The organism is Paenibacillus alkalitolerans (genome assembly GCF_016482785.1).
In the GTDB taxonomy this organism is placed as follows: domain Bacteria; phylum Bacillota; class Bacilli; order Paenibacillales; family YIM-B00363; genus Paenibacillus_AE; species Paenibacillus_AE alkalitolerans.
The window spans coordinates 21,043-43,524 of the sequence record NZ_JAEMXM010000007.1; the positions used below are offsets into that span (position 1 = coordinate 21,043).

At 52.2% G+C, this 22,482-nt stretch carries 26 protein-coding genes and 1 other annotated feature; of the genes, 1 reads left to right on the top strand and 25 read right to left on the bottom strand.

Features of this window, described 5'->3' with window-relative positions:
* Positions 1 to 38 precede the first annotated feature (38 nt).
* The 19 genes from rpsQ to rpoB form a co-directional block, all read right to left on the bottom strand.
* Positions 39 to 302 carry a 30S ribosomal protein S17 gene (gene rpsQ / locus JET16_RS13125; RefSeq protein WP_199616552.1) on the bottom strand — a complete coding sequence of 88 codons (264 nt, stop codon included), beginning with the start codon at positions 300 to 302 and terminating at the stop codon, positions 39 to 41.
* 18 nt (positions 303 to 320) lie between these two features.
* The gene (gene rpmC / locus JET16_RS13130) at positions 321 to 521 is read right to left on the bottom strand and encodes a 50S ribosomal protein L29 (RefSeq protein ID WP_199616554.1); all 201 of its coding nucleotides are present in this window, start codon (positions 519 to 521) and stop codon (positions 321 to 323) included.
* Positions 508 to 945 (bottom strand): 50S ribosomal protein L16, encoded by a 438-nt coding sequence (rplP, locus tag JET16_RS13135; protein ID WP_199616556.1) that lies wholly within the window; start codon positions 943 to 945, stop codon positions 508 to 510. Before rplP ends, rpmC begins: the two co-directional genes overlap by 14 nt.
* A gap of 3 nt (positions 946 to 948) precedes the next feature.
* Entirely contained in the window at positions 949 to 1,605 is a 657-nt protein-coding gene (gene rpsC / locus JET16_RS13140) for a 30S ribosomal protein S3 (protein ID WP_199616557.1), read from the bottom strand.
* A gap of 24 nt (positions 1,606 to 1,629) precedes the next feature.
* The gene (rplV, locus tag JET16_RS13145; protein ID WP_199616558.1) at positions 1,630 to 1,962 is read right to left on the bottom strand and encodes a 50S ribosomal protein L22; all 333 of its coding nucleotides are present in this window, start codon (positions 1,960 to 1,962) and stop codon (positions 1,630 to 1,632) included.
* Between the two features lie 91 nt (positions 1,963 to 2,053).
* Entirely contained in the window at positions 2,054 to 2,335 is a 282-nt protein-coding gene (rpsS, locus tag JET16_RS13150; RefSeq protein ID WP_199616559.1) for a 30S ribosomal protein S19, read from the bottom strand.
* 91 nt (positions 2,336 to 2,426) lie between these two features.
* Complete coding sequence (gene rplB / locus JET16_RS13155; RefSeq protein WP_199616560.1) at positions 2,427 to 3,257, bottom strand: 50S ribosomal protein L2; 831 nt, start codon at positions 3,255 to 3,257, stop codon at positions 2,427 to 2,429.
* Positions 3,258 to 3,333: 76 nt separating this feature from the next.
* Positions 3,334 to 3,624: a 50S ribosomal protein L23 gene (gene rplW, locus JET16_RS13160; protein WP_199616561.1), complete on the bottom strand. Its 291-nt coding sequence runs from the start codon at positions 3,622 to 3,624 to the stop codon at positions 3,334 to 3,336.
* Positions 3,624 to 4,247 (bottom strand): 50S ribosomal protein L4, encoded by a 624-nt coding sequence (gene rplD / locus JET16_RS13165; RefSeq protein ID WP_199616562.1) that lies wholly within the window; start codon positions 4,245 to 4,247, stop codon positions 3,624 to 3,626. The genes rplW and rplD overlap by 1 nt, the downstream gene beginning before the upstream one ends.
* A gap of 16 nt (positions 4,248 to 4,263) precedes the next feature.
* Positions 4,264 to 4,893 (bottom strand): 50S ribosomal protein L3, encoded by a 630-nt coding sequence (rplC, locus tag JET16_RS13170; RefSeq protein ID WP_199616564.1) that lies wholly within the window; start codon positions 4,891 to 4,893, stop codon positions 4,264 to 4,266.
* 47 nt (positions 4,894 to 4,940) lie between these two features.
* Positions 4,941 to 5,249, bottom strand: a complete 309-nt coding sequence (gene rpsJ / locus JET16_RS13175) for a 30S ribosomal protein S10 (RefSeq protein ID WP_199616566.1) — start codon at positions 5,247 to 5,249, stop codon at positions 4,941 to 4,943.
* Between the two features lie 195 nt (positions 5,250 to 5,444).
* Positions 5,445 to 5,798 carry a hypothetical protein gene (locus tag JET16_RS13180; protein ID WP_199616568.1) on the bottom strand — a complete coding sequence of 118 codons (354 nt, stop codon included), beginning with the start codon at positions 5,796 to 5,798 and terminating at the stop codon, positions 5,445 to 5,447.
* Between the two features lie 226 nt (positions 5,799 to 6,024).
* Positions 6,025 to 7,215 (bottom strand): elongation factor Tu, encoded by a 1,191-nt coding sequence (gene tuf, locus JET16_RS13185; protein ID WP_199616570.1) that lies wholly within the window; start codon positions 7,213 to 7,215, stop codon positions 6,025 to 6,027.
* 33 nt (positions 7,216 to 7,248) lie between these two features.
* Positions 7,249 to 9,321, bottom strand: a complete 2,073-nt coding sequence (gene fusA / locus JET16_RS13190; RefSeq protein ID WP_199616571.1) for an elongation factor G — start codon at positions 9,319 to 9,321, stop codon at positions 7,249 to 7,251.
* Between the two features lie 38 nt (positions 9,322 to 9,359).
* Positions 9,360 to 9,830 (bottom strand): 30S ribosomal protein S7, encoded by a 471-nt coding sequence (gene rpsG, locus JET16_RS13195; RefSeq protein ID WP_199616572.1) that lies wholly within the window; start codon positions 9,828 to 9,830, stop codon positions 9,360 to 9,362.
* Positions 9,831 to 9,914: 84 nt separating this feature from the next.
* Entirely contained in the window at positions 9,915 to 10,334 is a 420-nt protein-coding gene (rpsL, locus tag JET16_RS13200) for a 30S ribosomal protein S12 (protein ID WP_199616573.1), read from the bottom strand.
* A 123-nt stretch (positions 10,335 to 10,457) separates the two neighbouring features.
* On the bottom strand, positions 10,458 to 10,709 hold the full coding sequence (locus tag JET16_RS13205) for a ribosomal L7Ae/L30e/S12e/Gadd45 family protein (RefSeq protein WP_199616574.1): 252 nt from the start codon (positions 10,707 to 10,709) through the stop codon (positions 10,458 to 10,460).
* Positions 10,710 to 10,850: 141 nt separating this feature from the next.
* The gene (gene rpoC, locus JET16_RS13210) at positions 10,851 to 14,471 is read right to left on the bottom strand and encodes a DNA-directed RNA polymerase subunit beta' (RefSeq protein ID WP_199616575.1); all 3,621 of its coding nucleotides are present in this window, start codon (positions 14,469 to 14,471) and stop codon (positions 10,851 to 10,853) included.
* Between the two features lie 34 nt (positions 14,472 to 14,505).
* Positions 14,506 to 18,060 (bottom strand): DNA-directed RNA polymerase subunit beta, encoded by a 3,555-nt coding sequence (gene rpoB / locus JET16_RS13215; protein ID WP_199616576.1) that lies wholly within the window; start codon positions 18,058 to 18,060, stop codon positions 14,506 to 14,508.
* A gap of 35 nt (positions 18,061 to 18,095) precedes the next feature.
* Between rpoB and JET16_RS13220 the strand changes: the two genes are divergently transcribed.
* Positions 18,096 to 18,326 (top strand): hypothetical protein, encoded by a 231-nt coding sequence (locus tag JET16_RS13220; protein ID WP_199616577.1) that lies wholly within the window; start codon positions 18,096 to 18,098, stop codon positions 18,324 to 18,326.
* 402 nt (positions 18,327 to 18,728) lie between these two features.
* On the opposite strand, the gene JET16_RS13225 is transcribed toward JET16_RS13220, so the two are convergent.
* The 6 genes from JET16_RS13225 to nusG form a co-directional block, all read right to left on the bottom strand.
* Complete coding sequence (locus JET16_RS13225; RefSeq protein WP_199616579.1) at positions 18,729 to 19,325, bottom strand: class I SAM-dependent methyltransferase; 597 nt, start codon at positions 19,323 to 19,325, stop codon at positions 18,729 to 18,731.
* A gap of 150 nt (positions 19,326 to 19,475) precedes the next feature.
* Positions 19,476 to 19,841 (bottom strand): 50S ribosomal protein L7/L12, encoded by a 366-nt coding sequence (rplL, locus tag JET16_RS13230; RefSeq protein WP_199616580.1) that lies wholly within the window; start codon positions 19,839 to 19,841, stop codon positions 19,476 to 19,478.
* Positions 19,842 to 19,867: 26 nt separating this feature from the next.
* Entirely contained in the window at positions 19,868 to 20,368 is a 501-nt protein-coding gene (rplJ, locus tag JET16_RS13235) for a 50S ribosomal protein L10 (protein WP_199616581.1), read from the bottom strand.
* A gap of 32 nt (positions 20,369 to 20,400) precedes the next feature.
* Positions 20,401 to 20,565, bottom strand: a sequence feature (ribosomal protein L10 leader region).
* 33 nt (positions 20,566 to 20,598) lie between these two features.
* A complete protein-coding gene (gene rplA, locus JET16_RS13240) occupies positions 20,599 to 21,285 on the bottom strand; it encodes a 50S ribosomal protein L1 (RefSeq protein ID WP_199616582.1) in 687 nt (228 codons plus the stop codon).
* Positions 21,286 to 21,369: 84 nt separating this feature from the next.
* Positions 21,370 to 21,795: a 50S ribosomal protein L11 gene (gene rplK / locus JET16_RS13245; RefSeq protein WP_199616583.1), complete on the bottom strand. Its 426-nt coding sequence runs from the start codon at positions 21,793 to 21,795 to the stop codon at positions 21,370 to 21,372.
* Positions 21,796 to 21,910: 115 nt separating this feature from the next.
* On the bottom strand, positions 21,911 to 22,447 hold the full coding sequence (nusG, locus tag JET16_RS13250) for a transcription termination/antitermination protein NusG (RefSeq protein ID WP_199616834.1): 537 nt from the start codon (positions 22,445 to 22,447) through the stop codon (positions 21,911 to 21,913).
* Positions 22,448 to 22,482: the final 35 nt, after the last annotated feature.

The following is a 22,482-nucleotide window of genomic DNA, read 5'->3' on the forward strand; positions in this document are numbered from 1 at the left end:
CCTTTCGCTTACCTATAAGCCGTATAGATGAAAAACAGTTACACAATTACCGCTTTTTCTACGATTTCAACGAGTCTCCAGTTCTTGTCCTTGGACAACGGGCGAGTTTCCATAATGCGGACGGTATCGCCGATTTTCGCTTCGTTGTTCTCGTCGTGCGCTTTGAATTTCTTCGTGTACTTGATGCGCTTGTGGTACAATTCGTGCTTCTTATACGTTTCGACCGCTACTACGATCGTTTTGTCCATTTTGTCGCTGACTACTTTGCCGATTTGCTCTTTGCGAAGGTTACGCTCAGTCATCGAATGGCCTCCTCTCGATTAAGATCCGATCCCGAGTTCACGTTCGCGCAGCACCGTTTTGGCGCGCGCGATCTCTTTGCGCACTTCACGAATCCGGGTGGGGTTATCCAATTGGCCGGTCGCCAGTTGAAAGCGGAGGTTAAACAGTTCTTCTTTGTAACCCGCTACTTTTTGTTCGATTTCGGCAGTGGTCAAGTTACGAAGTTCAATTGCTTTCATTTGCTTCACCACCCAATTCTTCGCGTTTCACAAATTTCGTCTTGATCGGAAGTTTGTGAGACGCGAGTCTCATTGCCTCGCGGGCCACTTCTTCGCTCACCCCGGCCAACTCGAACAAGATTCTGCCCGGCTTCACGACTGCAACCCACTTTTCTACGTTACCTTTACCGCTACCCATCCGCACTTCAAGAGGCTTTTGAGTGACCGGTTTTGAAGGAAATATTTTGATCCAAACTTTTCCGCCCCGTTTGATGTAACGGGTCATGGCGATACGAGCTGCTTCGATTTGGCGGTTGGTTACCCATGCCGGCTCGAGAGCCTGCAGACCGTATTCGCCGAATGCCACTTCAGTGCCGCCTTTTGCTCGGCCTTTCATCTTACCGCGATGTTCTTTGCGGTGTTTTACGCGTTTCGGCAATAACATGGGTTATTCCACTCCTTCCTTCTTCGCTTTCCGCGTCGGAAGAACTTCACCGCGGTAAATCCACACTTTTACGCCGATGCGGCCGTAAGTCGTGTGCGCTTCCGCCGTGCCGTAGTCGATATCCGCACGCAGTGTGTGCAGAGGAACCGTGCCCTCGCTGTAACCTTCCGAACGTGCGATTTCCGCGCCGCCAAGACGGCCGCTAACCGCTGTTTTGATCCCTTTCGCGCCTGCGCGCATTGTGCGTTGGATCGCTTGCTTCAACGCACGGCGGAACGATACGCGGCGCTCAAGCTGTTGCGCGATCGATTCCGCTACGAGAATCGCGTCAAGCTCAGGGTTTTTAATTTCGGAAATGTTGATGTGTACTTTCTTATCCGTCATCTTCGCAATGTAGCCGCGAAGAACTTCCACTTCGGCGCCGCCTTTGCCGATTACCATACCGGGCTTCGCCGTATGAATGGTAACGTTGACGCGGTTTGCCGCGCGTTCGATATCAATGCGGGATACCGCGCTGTCCTTCAATTTATTCTTCAAATATTCGCGAATTTTCACGTCTTCCATAAGCAGCTTGCCGAAATCCTTGTCAGCGTACCACTTGGATTCCCAGTCGCGAATGATGCCTACACGAAGACCTACCGGGCTAACCTTTTGACCCACACGTTTCCCTCCTTATAGTTCGGATTATTTTTCAGCTACCGCGAGCGTGATGTGGCTTGTGCGCTTAAAAATCGAGAATGCGCGGCCTTGCGCGTGCGGTTGGAATCGTTTCATTGTCGGACCTTCGTTCACATAAAGTTGGGTAATGACCAATTTATTCGGGTCCATGGATAAGTTGTGCTCTGCATTTGCAACCGCCGAGTTCAACAGTTTCTCCAAGATCGGAGATGCTGCGCGCGGAGTGTGACGAAGAATCGAGATCGCTTCGCCTACTTGCTTGCCGCGAATCAAGTCCGCAACGAGACGCGCTTTACGAGGCGCAATGCGCACAAATTTGAGATGCGCTTTCGCTTCCACGGGTATACCTCCCCTCAAGTTACATCAGTTCTGCCGTTCATTGGGAAAACGATCCGCAAATGGCGCACCCTTTTCCCAACCATCTTATCAATTAGCGCTTGCCTGTCTTCTTGTCGTCGTCCGTATGACCTTTATAGGTACGAGTCGGCGCGAATTCGCCGAGCTTGTGGCCGACCATGTCTTCCGTCACGTACACCGGCACGTGCTTGCGGCCGTCGTATACGCCGAACGTGTGTCCGATGAACTGCGGGAAGATGGTCGAACGGCGAGACCAAGTTTTGACAACGACCTTCTTGTTCTGCGTGTTCAACTCTTCCACTTTCTTCATGAGGTGACCGTCAACGAACGGCCCCTTCTTTAAGCTGCGGCCCATGGATGATCCTCCCTTCGCTGCTTGAGTACGTTCACTCTAAGCGGACAATCTTCGATTGCCTCTTTGCTAAAGCATTTCCGCGCTCCCCGTGTTACTTCGTGCGGCTGCGGATAATATATTTATTGGACGCTTTGTTCTTCTTCCGTGTCTTCGCGCCGAGCGTCTTCTTGCCCCACGGAGACATCGGCGATTTGCGGCCGATCGGAGCGCGGCCTTCGCCGCCGCCGTGCGGATGGTCGTTCGGGTTCATGACGACGCCGCGGACTGTCGGGCGCTTGCCCAACCAACGGTTGCGTCCCGCTTTTCCGATGTTGATCAACTCGTGGTCTTCGTTGCCTACGGAGCCGATCGTCGCGCGGCACACCTTCAAGATGCGGCGCATTTCGCCCGAAGACAAACGTACGATAACGTAGTTATCTTCTTTACCGAGCAATTGCGCAACGGTACCAGCGGCACGCACGAGCTGTCCGCCTTTGCCCGGCTTCAACTCGATGTTGTGGATCACGGAACCGACCGGAATGTTCTCAAGCGGCAACGCGTTGCCGATTTTGATGTCCGCATCGGGGCCGGACATGATGACGTCGTCGACTTTCAACCCTTTCGGCGCGAGAATGTAGCGCTTCTCGCCGTCCGCATAGTTGATCAAAGCGATGTTTGCCGTACGGTTCGGATCGTACTCAATCGTGGCAACGCGGCCCGGAATGCCGTCTTTGTTCCGCTTGAAGTCGATGATACGGTACTTGCGTTTATGTCCGCCGCCTTGATGGCGAGTCGTAATTTTACCTTGGTTATTGCGGCCCGCTTTGTTCATCAGCGGAGCGAGCAAAGATTTCTCCGGCTCTTGCGCCGTGATCTCTTCGAACGTCGAGACCGTCATTTGGCGCCGTGATGGAGACGTCGGTTTAAAACTTTTTACTGGCATCGCTTATTCCCTCCTTGCCTGATTTCCTTCTTAGGCGGGAACCTTCGGTTCCCTCGTTGCACCTTGCAATTTTTTTTTAAACTGACTCGAAGAATTCTAGTTCTTTGCTGTCCGGGCTCAACGTAACGACGGCTTTCTTCCACTCGGACGTATAGCCGGAATAACGGCCGTAACGCTTCGGCTTTCCGGGAACGCGCATTGTGTTCACGCCCGTTACTTTCACCTTGAAGATCTGCTCGACAGCTTGCTTGATTTCCGTCTTGTTCACACGGGAATCCACTTCGAAAACATACTTTTTGTTTTCCATCATTTCGCTTGTACGCTCAGTGATGATCGGACGCTTAATAATATCGTATGGGCTTTTCATTACGCGAACACCTCCTCGACTTTCTTGGCGGCATCCTTCGTGATGATGAGCTTGTCGTAACCGAGTACGTCGAGCACGTTGATGCCGTCGGCCGCCACGAATTTCGCGTTCGGCAAGTTGCGCACGGAAAGTGCCACGTTATCGTCGTATTCCGCCGTAACGACTAGCGCTTTGCGCTCAACATTCAAATTGTTAAGAATCGACGCAAATTCCTTCGTCTTCGGTTGCGCAAGCGCAAGCTCGTCAAGAACGATGATTTCGTTGTCGATCACTTTGGAAGAGAGTGCGGATTTGATCGCCAATCTGCGTACTTTCTTCGGCAATTTATATGCATAGGTGCGCGGAGTCGGTCCGAACACGACACCGCCGCCCTTCCATTGCGGTGCGCGAATGGAACCTTGGCGCGCGCGGCCGGTACCCTTTTGTTTCCACGGCTTGCGTCCGCCGCCGCGAACTTCGCTGCGGCCTTTCGTCTTGTGTGTGCCGGCGCGCAGGGAAGCCCGCTGCATCAACACAGCATCGTGCAGCACGTGCGTATTCGGCTCGACGCCAAACACCGTGTCCGCGAGTTCAACTTCACCAACTTGTTTGCCGCTTATGTTATATAAAGCTACTTTAGGCATGGATGCTCCTCCTTTCTTATTTCTTTACTGCCGATTTAATTTTCACGAAGCTGTTCTTCGGTCCCGGGATCGAACCCTTAACCAAGATCACGTTGCGCTCCGTGTCTACTTTAACGACTTGCAGGTTTTGCAAAGTAACGGTTTCGTTACCTGTGCGGCCCGCCATCTTTTTGCCCTTCGGCACGCGGTTCGCATCGCGATGAATCGCCAAGGAACCTTGACCTCTATGGTATTTGGAACCGTGAGTCATCGGACCGCGGCTCATGTTCCAGCGCTGAATCGCGCCGAGCGTTCCTCTACCCTTCGAAGTGCCCGTTACGTCAACATACTCGCCTTCCGCAAACAGGTCGGCGCTAACCACCTGGCCAACTTCGTATTGAGACAAGTCGACATCGCGGAATTCTTTAATGTAGCGCTTAGGGGTTGTGCCGGCCTTCTTCACATGTCCCAAAGCAGGCTTCGTCGTGTTCTTTTCCTTCTTCTCGTCGAATCCGAGCTGGATCGCTGCGTAACCGTCATTCTCTTCGTCCTTCTTCTGAAGAACGACGCACGGACCCGCTTGGATCACGGTAACCGGAACCACGTTACCTTCTTCGGTGAACACTTGGGTCATGCCAAGTTTCTTTCCTAAGATACCTTTTGTCATGTTGACACCTCTTTTCTTCCTGTAAAAATGTTTCGTCTATCCCAAAATTAAAGCTTAATTTCGATATCTACACCGGACGGCAAGTCCAAACGCATCAAAGCATCGACTGTTTGCGGCGTCGGGTTGACAATGTCGATCAAACGCTTATGAGTGCGCATTTCGAACTGCTCCCGGGAATCCTTGTACTTGTGTACCGCGCGCAAAATCGTGATGATTTGCTTTTCCGTCGGCAACGGAATCGGTCCGGAAACATCTGCTCCGGAACGCTTCGCCGTGTCGACGATTTTCTCCGCGGACTGGTCAAGAACTCTGTGATCGTACGCCTTCAAACGGATACGAATCTTTTGCTTTGCCATGTAGTAGTCCCTCCTTCTATCGCCCAATTTAGTAATCGGACATACTCCGTGAAAATTCTCCGACAAAACTGAACACCCTGTTACTCCTTCATGGCAAAGGAGCCGGGTGTGTCGGCAACCTCTCACATCATCGCACAGTCACAGACCAACGCTCACTATTATATAAAAATGCCTACACAAAAGTCAAGACAAAACTTATTCACTTGTACTTATTCCAATTTTTCCCTGCATCTTGTCCGCCAACTTGCTCAAATCCGATGCAGCAACCGGTTTGATCAGTTCTTTGAAACGTTCCAACGGCATATCCGGATCTTCTTGTTTGGTTGTTTCAGAGTACATGCCTTTCGTTATTAGCGTTAAGTCGTTTACCGTTTGCGACAAAATAAAGTCTTCTTCATTAGAAAGCGATTCGTCTTTCCCAAAATGATCGACCATCTTCTTCCCGTTATTGATCCATCCTTCCAATACAGCAGCGAGACTTCGATAATAGCGGCTGTAATATAAATCGGTATCCACATAACGCGTACCGGCATATAAAGTTTCATCCAAGCGGAGGAGATCCGCCTGCAGCCGGTATACTTCGTCATGGGATAAATTCCCGCCGCTTCTAATACGTTCAATGTGAGAAGTGACTTGATTTGCGGAATGATAAAATTGATTAAGGAAAATTTCGCGTCGCCGGTCATCTTCCTGTTTTTCTTTTATTAATGAAGAAATCTTGAATTAAAACACCCCCGATCTTAGGGACCGAGGGTGTCGTGTGTTGAAACGTTAATTACTTCGTAATTGTAGCAACTGCGCCTGCGCCTACTGTACGGCCGCCTTCGCGGATAGCGAAGCGAGTGCCTTCTTCGATAGCGATCGGAGCGATGAGCTCAACCGTAACGGTGATGTTGTCGCCCGGCATAACCATTTCCGTTCCTTCCGGAAGGTTGATGATGCCTGTAACGTCCGTCGTACGGAAGTAGAACTGCGGACGGTAACCTGTGAAGAAAGGCTTGTGACGGCCGCCTTCTTCTTTAGTCAAGACGTAAATTTGAGCTGAGAAGTTCGTGTGCGGTTTAACGGAACCCGTCTTCGCAAGAACTTGACCGCGCTCGATGTCTTTACGGTCAACGCCGCGGAGCAATGCGCCGATGTTGTCGCCCGCTTGTGCGGAGTCGAGCAATTTACGGAACATCTCTACGCCTGTAACAACCGTCTTGCGAGTTTCTTCGGCAAGACCGATGATTTCAACTTCGTCGCCGACTTTAACCGTACCACGCTCAACGCGGCCCGTAGCAACCGTACCGCGGCCAGTGATCGTGAACACGTCTTCTACCGGCATCAAGAACGGCTTATCAGTGTCGCGCTCAGGAGTCGGGATGTAAGTGTCGATTTGCTCGAAGAGCTCAATGATCTTTTGCGCCCATTCTCCGTCCGGATTTTGAAGAGCTTCGCGAGCGGAACCGCGAACGATCGGAGTGTCGTCGCCCGGGAATTCGTATTCGCTGAGAAGGTCGCGAATTTCCATCTCTACGAGCTCAAGCAATTCTTCGTCTTCAACCATGTCGCACTTGTTCATGAATACGACGATGTACGGAACGCCTACCTGACGGGAGAGCAAGATGTGCTCGCGCGTTTGCGGCATCGGGCCGTCAGCTGCGGATACCACGAGGATAGCGCCGTCCATTTGAGCTGCGCCGGTGATCATGTTTTTAACATAGTCGGCGTGGCCCGGGCAGTCAACGTGAGCATAGTGACGGTTAGGAGTCTCATACTCAACGTGAGCCGTGGAGATTGTGATACCGCGTTCGCGCTCTTCCGGAGCTTTGTCGATTTGATCGAACGCTACCGCTGCGCCGCCGTATTTCTTGGATAATACTGTTGTGATTGCCGCCGTCAAAGTTGTTTTGCCGTGGTCAACGTGACCGATTGTACCGATGTTTACGTGCGGCTTATTACGTTCAAATTTTGCCTTTGCCATGAGAAAGATTTCCTCCTTAGAGAAAAATTATAATTAAGAGCCCTTCTTCGCGATGATATCATCAGCGATAGATTTAGGCACTTCTTCATAGTGGGAGATTTCCATTGCGAACACTCCGCGGCCTTGTGTACGGGAACGAAGCGTAGTCGAGTAACCGAACATTTCGGACAGCGGAACTTTGGAACGAATGATTTGCGCTCCGTGGCGGTTGTCCATACCTTCGATACGGCCGCGGCGGGAGTTCAAGTCGCCCATTACGTCGCCCATGTACTCTTCCGGAACGGTAACTTCGACTTTCATGATCGGCTCGAGAAGAACCGGCTTACACTTGTCTTTCGCGGCTTTAAGCGCCATGGATCCCGCAATCTTAAACGCCATTTCGTTCGAATCGACATCGTGGTACGATCCGTCAACGATCGTAGCTTTGATATCAACAAGCGGGTAGCCCGCAAGTACACCGTTCTTCATCGATTCCTCGATACCGTTCTGAACCGCCGGGATGTATTCACGAGGAACAACGCCACCGACAATCTTGTTCTCGAACTGGAATCCTGTTCCTGGCTCGAGCGGTTCGAATTCGATCCAACAGTGACCGTATTGACCGCGACCGCCGGACTGACGAACGAATTTACCTTCAACCTTAGCAGCCTGACGGAATGTTTCACGGTAAGCAACTTGAGGCTTACCAACGTTCGTTTCGACTTTAAATTCGCGCTTCATACGATCCACGATAATTTCAAGGTGAAGCTCGCCCATACCTTGAATGATCGTTTGGCCTGTTTCTTCGTCCGTATAGTAACGGAACGTCGGGTCTTCCTCAGCAAGCTTCGTCAAAGCGACGCCCATTTTGTCTTGGTCCGCTTTAGATTTCGGCTCCACTGCAATGGAGATAACCGGTTCTGGGAAGTTCATCGACTCTAGAATAACCGGGTTTTTCTCATCGCAAAGCGTATCGCCGGTGATCGTATCTTTTAAGCCTACCGCCGCCGCGATGTCACCAGCGTACAATTCGCTGATTTCTTCACGGGAGTTCGCATGCATCTGAAGAATACGGCCGATCCGTTCGCGCTTGCCCTTGGTAGCGTTCAAAACGTAAGAACCGGAGTTCAATACGCCGGAGTAAACGCGAATGAACGTCAGCTTACCGACATAAGGGTCCGTCATAATTTTGAACGCAAGTGCAGCGAACGGTTGATCGTCTGCAGATTTACGGGTTACTTCCGTACCGTCTTCCAGAACGCCGCGGATATCCGGAACGTCGATTGGAGCAGGCAGGTAGTCGATTACGGCGTCAAGCATCAGCTGAACACCTTTGTTCTTGTAGGAGGATCCGCAGATAACAGGGAAGATCTTAACGTTTACGACACCCTTGCGAAGCGCCGCCTTAAGCTCTTCAACAGAAATCTCTTCGCCTTCGAGGTACTTCATGGTAAGATCTTCGTCAAGCTCGGCGATTTTCTCGACAAGCAAGTTGCGCAACTCTTCTACCTTTGCATTGTACTCGGCAGGAACTTCGGTTTTCTCGATATCCTTTCCGAGATCGTCCTTATACATATAAGCAACGTTCTCGATCAAGTCGATAATACCGTTGAAATCATTCTCTGCGCCGATCGGCAATTGAATCGGAACTGCGTTCGCGCCGAGGCGGTCTTTCATGGATTCAACGGCGTTCAAGAAGTCCGCGCCGATGATGTCCATCTTGTTAACGTACGCGATCCGCGGTACGCCGTAGCGGTCCGCTTGGCGCCATACGGTTTCGGATTGGGGCTCTACGCCTTCTTTGGCGGAGAATACCGCTACCGCACCATCAAGTACGCGAAGCGAGCGCTCGACTTCAACAGTGAAGTCTACGTGGCCGGGCGTGTCGATGATGTTGACGCGATGACCCTTCCATTGTGCAGTCGTGGCGGCAGACGTGATCGTGATGCCGCGCTCTTGTTCTTGTTCCATCCAGTCCATCGTTGCGGCGCCTTCATGCACTTCGCCGATCTTGTGAACACGGCCGGTGTAGAACAAAATGCGTTCTGTCGTCGTCGTCTTGCCCGCATCGATATGGGCCATGATGCCGATGTTGCGTGTGTTCTGCAAGGAGAACGCTCTTGGCATTCGTTTGTCTCCCTTCTATCCTTCTTGTGTATGGAAGATTACCAACGGTAGTGGGCAAACGCTTTGTTCGCTTCAGCCATCTTGTGAGTATCTTCACGCTTCTTAACGGATGCGCCGGTGTTGTTGCTTGCATCGATAATCTCAGCTGCCAGACGCTCCACCATCGTCTTCTCGCCGCGGTTGCGCGAATAGTTCACCAACCAACGGAGTCCAAGCGACGTGCGGCGTTCCGGTTTAACCTCGATCGGAACTTGATAGTTCGCACCGCCGACGCGGCGAGCTTTAACTTCAAGTACCGGCATGATGTTTTTCAACGCGGCTTCGAACACTTCCATCGGTTCTTTTCCCGTGCGCTCGCTAATTAAAGTAAACGCATCGTAAAGAATCGTCTGAGCGACACCGCGCTTTCCGTCGACCATAATACGGTTGATCAAACGGGTTACAAGCTTGCTGCTGTAAATCGGATCCGGCAATACGTCTCTCTTCGGCACTGCACCTTTACGTGGCATAGTTATCCCCCTTTCTCATCCAAATCATTCCAAGCTCGCAATATTTGCCCGTTCACGGTCAAACATTACTCGCTATAAAAGTTATTACTTCTTCGCTTTCGGACGCTTCGTTCCGTACTTGGAACGGGCTTGCATCCGGTTGTTCACGCCCGCTGTATCAAGAGCGCCGCGAACGATGTGATAACGCACACCCGGAAGGTCCTTAACACGGCCGCCGCGCACGAGTACAACGCTGTGCTCTTGCAAGTTGTGGCCGATACCGCCGATGTAAGCCGTGACTTCAACACGGTTCGTCAAGCGAACACGCGCGTATTTCCGAAGTGCTGAGTTCGGCTTCTTCGGAGTCATCGTGCCTACACGAGTGCAAACGCCGCGCTTTTGCGGAGCGCTCAGATCTGTTTCTTCGCGGCGAAGCGCGTTAAAACCTTTCTGCAGCGCAGGAGATTTCGATTTTACCACTTTAGCTTTGCGGCCTTTGCGAACGAGCTGGTTAATTGTTGGCATGTATTGCACCCCCTTCTGATGAGTTGATTATTAACGCAATATTAAGTCCACAGATCCAGGCGAATCATAAGCGAACAAAGGAAATGTTTTTGCCGGGGCGATACCCTGACAAAAACATGGGTTTCACTCATTCACTATTGCAACCATCGCAGCGCCCACTTCGATTCCACAAGCTTTCCCAAGCTGCTTCATAGAATCGACGTACATCACTTCGACGCCCATCTTTCTCGCTAAATTTACGATCTTGACCGTAATTTTCGGATCTGCGTCCTTTGCGACAAACAATTTGGCGGCTTTCCCTTGCTCTACCGCTTTCGTCGTTTGTTTGGTGCCGATTCGAAGTTCGCCTTCGCTGAGTTCTTTTTCATAAGACATTGAGTCAATATCCTCCAAAGAACGTTATTTCCAGACACCGTATCTTTTTGGCACACTAAGACATATTAGCACTTAGGCGTGAGCCATGTCAAGAACAAAAAAAGAAAGCAGGCCGATGCCGGCCTGCTCTCCCATTAACGGTTATTCCACGGCAATCGGTTCCGATACGGCATCCGGCGTTTGGACCGTCTCTTCGTTCGGATCCACAACACGGATTCCGCGATACCTGGACATACCCGTGCCTGCGGGAATGAGCTTGCCGATAATGACATTCTCTTTCAAGCCGAGCAGCTGGTCCACTTTGCCTTTGATCGCCGCATCGGTAAGGACGCGAGTCGTCTCTTGGAACGATGCTGCCGACAAGAACGAATCGGTCTCAAGCGAAGCCTTCGTGATCCCGAGAAGAACGGGACGCGCCACTGCCGGCTCCAACCCTTTCATGAGGGCGGCGCGGTTCGCTTCTTCATATTCGTGAATGTCAACGAACGAACCCGGCAAGAGCGTCGTGTTGCCGCTGTCGACGATGCGGATTTTGCGCAGCATCTGACGGATCATGACCTCAACGTGCTTATCGTTGATCTCAACGCCTTGGTTTCGATATACGCGTTGAACCTCTTGCAGGATGTAGTTTTGGACGCCTCGAATGCCTTTAATCCGCAGCATCTCTTTAGGGTCGATGGACCCGTCCGTCAATTCGTCGCCCGCCTCAACCTGTTGGCCGGCCGTTGCGCGGATACGCGAACCGTATGTGACGGAATATACTTTGGATTCGGCTTCGCCGACCACTTCGATTTCCCGGCGGTCTTTCGCTTCGCGAATTTCTTTCACGACGCCGTCGATCTCGGTGATGATCGCTTGGCCTTTCGGGTTGCGCGCTTCGAACAGCTCTTGGATACGCGGCAAACCTTGCGTGATATCGTCGCCGGCGACGCCGCCCGTGTGGAACGTACGCATCGTCAGCTGGGTGCCCGGCTCGCCGATCGACTGAGCGGCGATTATACCGACGGCTTCGCCGATTTCAACGAATTTGCCGGTGGCAAGGTTGCGTCCGTAGCACTTCTTGCAGACGCCGTGGCGCGTGCGGCACGACAATACGGAACGAATTTGAAGCTTCTCGATGCCCGCTTGGATGATCTGGTTCGCGACATCGGCATCGATCAGCTCGTTACGCGAAACGATCACTTCGCCCGTTGCCGGATTGCGAAGCGTTTCGAACGCGTAGCGTCCTTCTATACGGTCGTACAAATCTTCGATAACTTCTTTGCCGTCTTGAATTTTGCTGACAACAAAGCCTTTGTCCGTACCGCAATCGTCCTCGCGGACAATGACGTCTTGAGCCACGTCGACGAGACGGCGGGTCAAATAACCGGAGTCGGCCGTACGAAGCGCGGTATCGGCAAGACCTTTCCGCGCGCCGTGCGTTGAGATAAAGTACTCAAGGACCGTGAGACCTTCCCGGAAATTCGATTTGATCGGGAGCTCGATGATACGACCGGACGGATTCGCCATCAGTCCGCGCATACCGCCAAGCTGAGTGATCTGCGATTTGTTACCCCGCGCCTTCGACTCCACCATCATGTTGATGGAATTGAATTTGTCGAGCGACTTCATCAAGATGTCCGTAATTTCGTCTTTCGCCTTGCCCCAGATACTGATGACACGGTCGTAACGCTCGTCGTCCGTGATCAATCCGCGGCGGTACTGGTTCGTGACTACACGCACTTTCTCTTCCGATTCACCCAAGATGCGCGCCTTCTCCGCCGGCACCGTCACGTCGGAAACCGCGATCGTTATGCCTGCGCGAGTGGAGTACGTGAAGCCCAACTGCTTGATTTTATCCAAAATGACCGACGTTTCCATCGTATGATACTTGCGGAAGCATTCGGCGATGATGGATCCCAAGTAATCCTTGCCGACAGCGCCTTTGAAATCCGCCGCCATGAGCCGTTCGCGAACGTTTGCGCCCTTCTCGTAAATGAAAAACTTCTCATCTACGCCATTAAGCAAGTTCGCTTTCGTCGATTCGTTAATATAGTGGAAATCGTCAGGGAAAATCTCGTTAAAGATGATTTTGCCGACGTTCGTGATCAGCAAAGCGTCCTGCTGTTTTTCCGTGAACGAAGTTTTGTTGAGCTGGCGAACCGGTATCGCCACGCGAGCATGAAGCGCAGCTGCGCCGCGTTGGTAAGCGGAGACCGCTTCGTTCACATTGCGGAACACGATGCCTGTTCCTTCAGCTTCCGGATTGTCCAATGTCAAATAGAAGCTTCCGAGAACCATGTCCTGCGAAGGCGTAACGACAGGCTTGCCGTCTTTCGGGTTCAAGATGTTGCCGGAGGCGAGCATCAGAATGCGCGCTTCCGCTTGCGCTTCCGCCGACAGCGGAACGTGAACGGCCATCTGGTCTCCGTCGAAGTCGGCATTGTAAGCCGTGCATACGAGCGGATGCAATTTGATGGCGCGGCCTTCCACAAGAATCGGCTCGAACGCTTGAATGCCGAGACGGTGAAGCGTCGGAGCGCGGTTTAACAGAACCGGGTGTTCCTTGATCACTTCTTCAAGTACGTCCCACACTTCCGGCGACACGCGTTCGACCTTGCGCTTCGCGCTCTTGATGTTATGAGCGAGCCCCTTATTGACAAGCTCTTTCATAACGAACGGCTTGAACAATTCGAGCGCCATCTCTTTCGGCAAGCCGCACTGGTACATCTTCAGCGACGGACCGACAACGATAACGGAACGTCCTGAATAGTCCACGCGCTTCCCGAGCAAGTTTTGACGGAAACGTCCTTGCTTGCCCTTCAGCATATGGCTGAGCGACTTAAGCGGACGGTTGCCGGGTCCGGTTACCGGACGGCCGCGGCGGCCGTTGTCGATCAGAGCGTCGACGGCTTCCTGCAGCATCCGCTTCTCGTTCTGAACGATAATGTCCGGAGCGCCGAGATCCAATAAACGCTTCAACCGGTTGTTGCGGTTAATGACGCGGCGGTACAAATCGTTCAAGTCCGATGTGGCGAAACGTCCGCCGTCGAGCTGAACCATCGGGCGAAGCTCCGGCGGGATGACCGGCAGCACGTCCATAACCATCCACTCCGGGCTGTTGCCGGAGTTGCGGAACGCTTCAAGCACTTCAAGGCGCTTGATGGCGCGGTTGCGGCGCTGGCCTTGTGCGGTCTTCAATTCTTCCTTGAGGGAATCGACTTCTTTCACGAGATCGATGTCCTGAAGAAGCTTCTTCACCGCTTCGGCGCCCATGCCGGCTTGGAACGCATAGCCGTATTTTTCACGGTAGCTGCGATACTCCTTCTCCGAGAGAAGCTGTTTCTTCTCAAGCGGAGTGTCGCCCGGATCCGTCACGACATAAGACGCAAAATAAATGATCTCCTCGAGCGAACGAGGCGACATGTCCAGCGCCAAGCCCATGCGGCTCGGGATGCCTTTGAAATACCAAATATGGGATACGGGAGCGGCAAGCTCGATATGGCCCATCCGCTCGCGGCGCACCTTCTGGCGGGTTACTTCGACGCCGCAGCGGTCGCAGACGACGCCTTTATAACGAACTCGCTTGTACTTTCCGCAGTGACATTCCCAGTCTTTCGTCGGACCGAAAATTTTCTCGCAGAACAGTCCTTCTTTCTCCGGCTTGAGCGTACGATAGTTGATCGTTTCCGGCTTCTTTACTTCCCCGCGCGACCAGGACCGGATTTTATCCGGAGAGGCGAGCCCGATTTTCATGTATTCAAAGTTGTTCACATCTATCAAGAAGCAACCCTCCTCAACGCACTTGAAATTGTCCTTACTCTACTCCGACTTCGGCGCCTTCGAGATTCAGATTCAACTTGTCGCTCGACGTATCTTCCTCGTCGTCGAATTCCTTCATCTCGATTTCTTCCTCGTTTTCGGACAAGATCTTTACGTCCATGCCCAAGCTCTGCAGCTCCTTGATCAATACCTTGAACGACTCCGGTACGCCGGGCTCCGGAACGTTCTCGCCTTTGACAATCGATTCGTACGTCTTCACGCGTCCGACGACATCGTCCGACTTCACCGTCAAAATTTCTTGCAGCGTATATGCCGCGCCATATGCCTCCAGCGCCCACACCTCCATCTCGCCGAAGCGCTGGCCGCCGAACTGCGCCTTGCCTCCGAGCGGCTGCTGCGTAACGAGCGAGTACGGACCCGTGGAACGGGCATGAATTTTGTCGTCGACCATGTGCGCAAGCTTGATCATATACATAACGCCGACCGTCACTTCGCGCTCGAACGGTTCGCCCGTCCGGCCGTCGAATAGCAGCGTCTTGCCGTTACGCTGCATGCCCGCTTCTTCCATCGTATCGAACACGTCGCCTTCGCGAGCGCCGTCGAATACCGGCGTCGCCGTATGGATACCAAGACGCAATGCCGCCATTCCAAGGTGAACTTCAAGAACTTGCCCGATGTTCATCCGCGACGGAACGCCCAGGGGGTTCAACACGACTTGAACCGGCGTGCCGTCCGGAAGGAACGGCATATCCTCTTCCGGCAAAATGCGCGCGATAACACCTTTGTTTCCGTGGCGTCCGGCCATTTTGTCCCCTTCGGAAATCTTACGCTTCTGAGCGATATATACTCGCACAAGCTGGTTCACGCCCGGCGGCAGCTCATCGCCGTTCTCTCGGGTGAACACTTTGACGTCGACAACGATACCGTCCGTACCGTGAGGCACGCGCAGCGACGTATCGCGAACTTCACGGGCTTTCTCGCCGAAGATGGCGTGAAGCAGACGCTCTTCCGCAGTGAGCTCCGTAACCCCTTTCGGCGTTACTTTGCCGACTAGAATGTCACCGGCACCGATTTCAGCGCCGACACGGATAATGCCGCGTTCGTCAAGATTCTTAAGTGCATCTTCGCCGACGTTCGGGATGTCCCGTGTAATTTCTTCAGGCCCGAGCTTCGTATCGCGTGCTTCGGACTCATATTCTTCAATGTGGATCGACGTATAGACGTCTTCCTTCACAAGCTTCTCGCTGAGCAAAATCGCGTCCTCGTAGTTGTAGCCTTCCCATGTCATGAACGCGACGACTACGTTGCGTCCGAGAGCGAGTTCGCCCATCTCCGTCGACGGACCGTCCGCGAGAATGTCTCCGACCTTCACAACGTCGCCGTTGCGAACAAGCGGCCGTTGGTTGATGCAAGTGCCTTGGTTGGAGCGCATAAACTTGTGAAGCTTGTATTTCACGAGATCGCCCTTGACCGGCTTGCCCTCGACGATCTCATGCCGGCGAAGCCAAATTTCATTGGCGGAAGACTTCTCGATTACGCCGTTATACTTAGAAACGATGCACACGCCGGAATCTTTCGCAGATTTATGCTCCATCCCGGTTCCGACAAGCGGAGCTTTCGGAACGAGCAGCGGTACCGCTTGACGCTGCATGTTCGATCCCATCAGCGCGCGGTTGGAGTCGTCGTTTTCCAAGAACGGAATCATTGCCGTCGCCACGGAAACGACCTGCTTCGGCGATACGTCCATGTAATCCACGCGGTCTTTCGGGAGCGTAAGAATATCGTCTTTGTAGCGGACGATAACCGTGTCATTCTTGAACTTGCCTTCATCTGTCAGCTCGGCGTTCGCCTGGGCGATAACGTAGTTATCTTCTTCGTCGGCAGTCATATAGTGTATCGTGTCCGTAACGACACCCGTGTTCGGATCTACATAACGGTACGGCGTTTCGATGAAGCCGTATTCGTTGATCCGGGCGAATGTCGACAACGAGTTGATCAAGCCGATATTCGGACCTTCCGGAGTTTCGATCGGACACATGCGTCCATAGTGCGAATGGTGAACGTCGCGGACTTCGAAGCCTGCGCGTTCGCGCGTCAATCCGCCCGGTCCCAATGCCGAGAGACGGCGCTTATGCGTCAATTCGGCCAACGGATTCGTCTGGTCCATGAACTGCGACAGCTGGGAGCTTCCGAAAAACTCCTTGATCGAAGCGATCACCGGACGTATGTTGATGAGCGCTTGCGGAGTAATCACGTTGGCGTCTTGGATGGACATCCGTTCGCGAACGACGCGCTCCATCCGGGACAAACCGATGCGGAACTGGTTTTGCAGCAATTCGCCTACGGAGCGGAGACGACGGTTGCCCAAATGGTCGATATCGTCCGTGCTGCCCACACCATGAAGCAAATTGATGAAATAGTTTATGGATGAAATGATGTCAGCCGGCGTGATGTTCTTTACGCTCTTGTCGATTTGAGCGTTGCCGATGACTTTTACGACTTTCGCGTCTTCCGTCGGCGAGAAGATGCTGACGGTTTGCAAAGGAATGCCGTCGTGTTCCGTCAAGCCGGAGCCGACGCGATATTCTTTCAAGCCTGCGCCCTTCTCGAGGTACGGAATGATTTGGTCCAATACGCGGCGATCCAACACTTGGCCGGCTTCGGCGATAACTTCGCCCGTTTCCAAGTCGGCCAGCGTTTCGGCCAGCCGCTGATTGAACAAACGGTTCTTTATATTAAGCTTCTTATTGATTTTGTATCGGCCGACATTCGCCAAGTCGTAACGCTTCGGATCGAAGAACCGCGCAATCAACAGATTGCGTGCGTTATCAAGCGTCGGCGGCTCGCCAGGACGAAGCCGTTCGTAAATTTCTATCAATGCTTTCTCGGTAGAGTCCGTATTGTCTTTCTCGAGCGTGTTCCGGACGTATTCGTCGTCGCCGAGCAGCTCGATGATTTCCGCGTCCGTTCCGAAACCTAGCGCGCGCAAAAGTACCGTAACCGGAATTTTGCGAGTACGGTCGATACGAACGTAAATAATGTCTTTCATATCCGTCTCGAGTTCCAGCCATGCGCCGCGGTTCGGAATCACCGTAGCGGTGTAAGCCTTCTTCCCGTTCTTGTCGATTTTCGTGCTGAAGTAGACGCTGGGAGAACGGACTAGCTGGGAAACAATGACGCGTTCGGCCCCGTTAATAATAAACGTGCCCGTTTCCGTCATCAACGGGAAGTCGCCCATGAACACTTCCTGCTCTTTCACTTCGCCGGTTTCCTTGTTGATCAAGCGCACTTTGACCCGAAGCGGAGCAGCGTAAGTAACGTCGCGCTCCTTCGACTCGTCGACCGAATATTTCGGTTCGCCGAGGCTATAGTCAATGAACTCCAACGAAAGATTGCCGGTGAAATCTTGAATCGGAGAGATATCCTGCAGCAACTCGCGCAACCCGCTATCCAAAAAGCTTTGGTAAGACTTCTGCTGAATCTCGATCAAATTCGGGATATCAAGCACTTCTTTGATTCGCGAGTAGGTTCTGCGTTCACGACGACCAAATTGCATCACATGTCCTGCCAACTTACCTTCACCCCTCATGTCTTCTGGACTGCCGTTAGGCCAAACAAGAAAAAATGGAACAAAAGAAGAAAACTTCACCGCAGCAGCTTCAAATAAGCAATATCGCGATTAAAGGAAGTTTTCTTGCAATGTCAGAATGGGAACTTTCACTTTCTGCTAACATAAGAATTTATAAATATTCAACACATGAAAAGATAAATTCTTATGTTTCCAGAAAAGCTTCCTCTAAAGGACGTACCCGCTTCATTGAATGTGCTTCTATCGAAGCTTTTCTGACATTATGAAACAAGAGGCGCTGTTGAGAAGCGTCTCTCGATGACCGTATGGAAAATGTCGATTAAGAGCCCAAAAGCCCCAAAAATTCCATATTTATTATGGTAGTCGGAAAACTTTGCCAATATACGCCGACTCGAAAAAAAAGAAAACTCCTTCGTTGAACCGCTTATGCCAGACCGGTTTTATGATTGATCTCTGCGCAAGGGTGCGAAGGTTGTCTTCCGTCGTTCGGGAGAGCTTAACCGTCCCGGCACGTATTAAGATTTTTCAAAATACCTCTTGACATTTTACTACACTAAAGACAATATCGGCATTCTAATGCTGACATTTTCTAATCCTACCACAACAAAGAATCGAAGTCAACAGAAATCGGTTGACTTTTTCACGAATCCCAACTCATGTATATAGGTTCATTTTTTCGCTTCAAATATGCGGTATCCTTTGTCTTTCGTTACTTCATCCACGCGGGAAAACAACGTTTGCAGCTTTTCGAACGCGGAAGGAGCCCCTTGTTTTTTCTGAATGACCACCCAAAGAGATCCTCCGGCAACCAATCGCTCGGCCGCGCCTGCAAAAATGTCGTGAACGACGGATTTGCCCGCACGTATCGGAGGATTCGTTAAAATGACATCGAACGTCTCGTCTTTCACCGCTTCTAACCGGTCGCTTTGCATCACCCTCACATTCCCGGCTTCGTTTCTTCTCGCGTTCTCGGACGCCAATTCGACAGCGCGTTCGTTAATGTCGAGCATTGTCACTTTGCCGCGAAACGCCAGCTTTGCTGCGCATATGCCGATCGGGCCGTATCCGCAACCGACGTCGAGCACTTCCGCGGATTCAGGGATACGCATAGTCTCAATGAGCAGACGGCTGCCGAAATCGATATCGTTCTTTGAAAACACTCCGGCATCCGTTACGAATGAGAGTTCAAATCCCCTCAGCTTCGCGTGCACGACGGCCCGGTCCGACTCGACGGCGGGTCGCTTGGAATAATAATGTTCGCTCACTAGGATCGCTCCCCTTAAAAACTCTCTTGAATAAGATCATGACAGCACCTTATTTTTCCTCAGCGGGAAAAATTAAATCCTGTCAGTATCTTAAGCGCACAAAAACCCCTTGCGCAAACGAAGCCGTTCACACAAGGGGCCTTTACCGAATTACTTCAGTTCTACAGCTGCGCCAGCTTCTTCAAGCTGAGCTTTGATCTTCTCCGCATCTTCTTTGGAGATTTTCTCTTTAATCGCCTTCGGTGCGTTGTCAACCAAATCTTTCGCTTCTTTCAAGCCGAGGCCTGTAATTTCGCGAACAACTTTGATTACATTGATTTTGGATGCGCCGGCGCTCGTAAGGATTACGTCGAATTCCGATTGTTCGGCTACCGCTTCCGCCGCGCCGCCGCCTGCCATTACAGCTACCGGAGCTGCCGCAGTTACGCCGAATTCTTCTTCGATTGCTTTAACAAGGTCGTTCAACTCAAGAACGGTCATGCCTTTAATGGCTTCAATGATTTGCTCTTTACTCATGGGTAAACCTCCATTAAATTATATTTTTATGCTTGTGCTTCTTGTTTCTCTCCAACGGCTTTAACCGCAAGCGCGAAGTTGCGGACCGGAGCCTGCAATACGCTGAGGAGCATGGACAGCAAGCCTTCGCGGGACGGCAGGTCGGCAAGCGCCTTGATTTGCGCTGCGTCAACCACTTTACCTTCAACGACGCCTGCTTTGACTTTCAAGTTTTCGTTCTTCTTTGCGAAATCCATCAAGATTTTCGCAGGAGCGACAGCATCGGCGGAGAACGCGATTGCGCTCGGACCCGTCAGATGCGCGTCAAGCTCGGTCAAACCTGTTTCCGCGGTTGCGCGGCGGGTAAGCGTGTTCTTGATGACCTGGAACTCGACTCCCGCTTCGCGAAGCTGCTTGCGGAGCTCCGTTACTTGCGCAACGGTCAAACCGCGATAGTCCGCAACGACGGTTGTCGCACTTTCGCGAAGCTTTGTCGCCACTTCGGATACGAGTTGTTGTTTTTCAGCTAACACTTTAGCGTTTGGCATAAAGACACCTCCTGTTTCGATTGAATGGGGCCGCAGAAACGAGAAAAGCCTCCGTAGACACGAAGGCTGCATGAAGGCGCTCGAATTCAGACGCTCTTCCTGTCGGAAGAGACGGCTGCCAAGCCATATCATAACACCTCGGCAGGAAATTAAGCCTCTACGGCGCCTGCTGTCTACGGTTGGAATATTCTTGTTTTCGATGGTCGAACGAGTTTACGGTTCGTTCGATATTATCGGTACACTTGCGTATTCACGCGAGCGCCCGGTCCCATTGTGGAGGAAACCGAGATATTTTTCAAATACACGCCTTTCGCAGAGGCCGGTTTCGCACGGTTCAATGCTTCAACGAGTGCTTTAAGGTTCTCGATAAGCTTCTCCGAATCGAATGATACTTTGCCGATCGGAGCGTGAATTTGACCCGCTCTGTCCAGACGGTATTCGATCTTACCGGCTTTGATCTCTTGAACGGCTTTCGTCACGTCGAACGTAACGGTGCCCGCTTTCGGGTTCGGCATTAAGCCTTTGCCGCCGAGGATCCGGCCGAGTTTACCGACTTCGCTCATCATGTCCGGCGTAGCTACGCAAACATCGAAGTCGAACCAGCCTTGCTGAATCCGGTTGATCATATCTTGGTCGCCAACAAAATCGGCGCCGGCAGCTTCCGCTTCCTTCGCTTTGTCGCCTTTGGCGAACACGAGGACGCGCTTCGTCTTACCTGTACCGTGCGGCAATACAACTACGCCGCGAACGTTCTGGTCTTGCTTCTTCGGGTCTACGCCCAAGCGGACGGCGACTTCGACGGTTTCGTCGAATTTCGCTTTGGATGCTTGCTTTACAAGCTCAATTGCTTGCTGCGGTTCGTAAACTGCTTCTTTGTCGAACAGTTTCTCCGCTTCTTGATATCTTTTGCCTGGCATGTTGTGTATCCTCCCAATGTGGTATTAGCGGAAATTCCTCCCACTGCGGCGCGATCCGCTGATCGCACCGTTGGCGCATGAGAATCAGTCTTGAATGACGATGCCCATGCTGCGAGCCGTGCCTTCGACCATCCGCATTGCCGCTTCAACGGAAGCCGCGTTCAGGTCGGGCATCTTCTGCTCTGCGATTTGTCGAACTTTGTCGCGCTTAACGGTAGCTACTTTCTTCTTGTTCGGTTCGCCGGAGCCCTTCTCGATGCCGGCAGCCACACGAAGCAGAACGGCAGCAGGCGGAGTCTTGGTCTCGAACGTAAAGGAACGATCCTCGAATACGGTAATTACAACCGGGATAATCAAACCGGCTTGATCCGCCGTGCGAGCATTGAATTCCTTACAGAACGCCATGATGTTCACGCCGGCTTGACCGAGCGCAGGACCGATCGGCGGAGCCGGATTCGCTTTGCCTGCAGGAACCTGAAGCTTAACAAGTTTTATGACCTTCTTTGCCATCTGTTACACCTCCTTGCCAGAGTATACTCACTCTCTGGCGTGAACTTTCGTTCACTCGTTGCCAGAGTATACATTACCCCAGCGCGAAACCCTCACGCGTAACGGCGCCGTTCGCTTATAACTTTTCCACTTGTGTGTAGTCCAGTTCAAGCGGCGTTTCTCTACCGAACATATTGACGTGAACCTTGAGTTTTCCTTTATCCGTAAGAATTTCTTCGATCGTTCCGACGAAGTTGGCGAAAGGCCCCACTTTCACGCGAACCGATTCCTTCAACTCGAAGTCGACGGTTTCGCGAGGCGGCTCGTCCATGCCCATATGCTTCAATATCGTTTCCGCCTCTTCCGGCAATAACGGAATCGGCTTGGAGCCGGAACCGGTAGAGCCGACAAAGCCCGTTACTCCAGGGGTGTTCCGCACCACGTACCACGAGTCGTCCGTCTGGATCATCTCTACAAGAACGTAACCCGGATAAACTTTCCGCGTGACGGTCTTGCGTTTGCCGTCTTTCGTAACGACTTCTTCTTCCGTCGGAACGAGGACACGGAATATCTTGTCCTGCATCTCCATCGATTCGACACGCTTCTCCAAGTTCGCTTTCACTTTGTTCTCATAACCGGAGTACGTATGAACGACGTACCATCTTCTCTCCATGCTCGGAGCGGTTTTCTCCATATGTCGGGTCACCT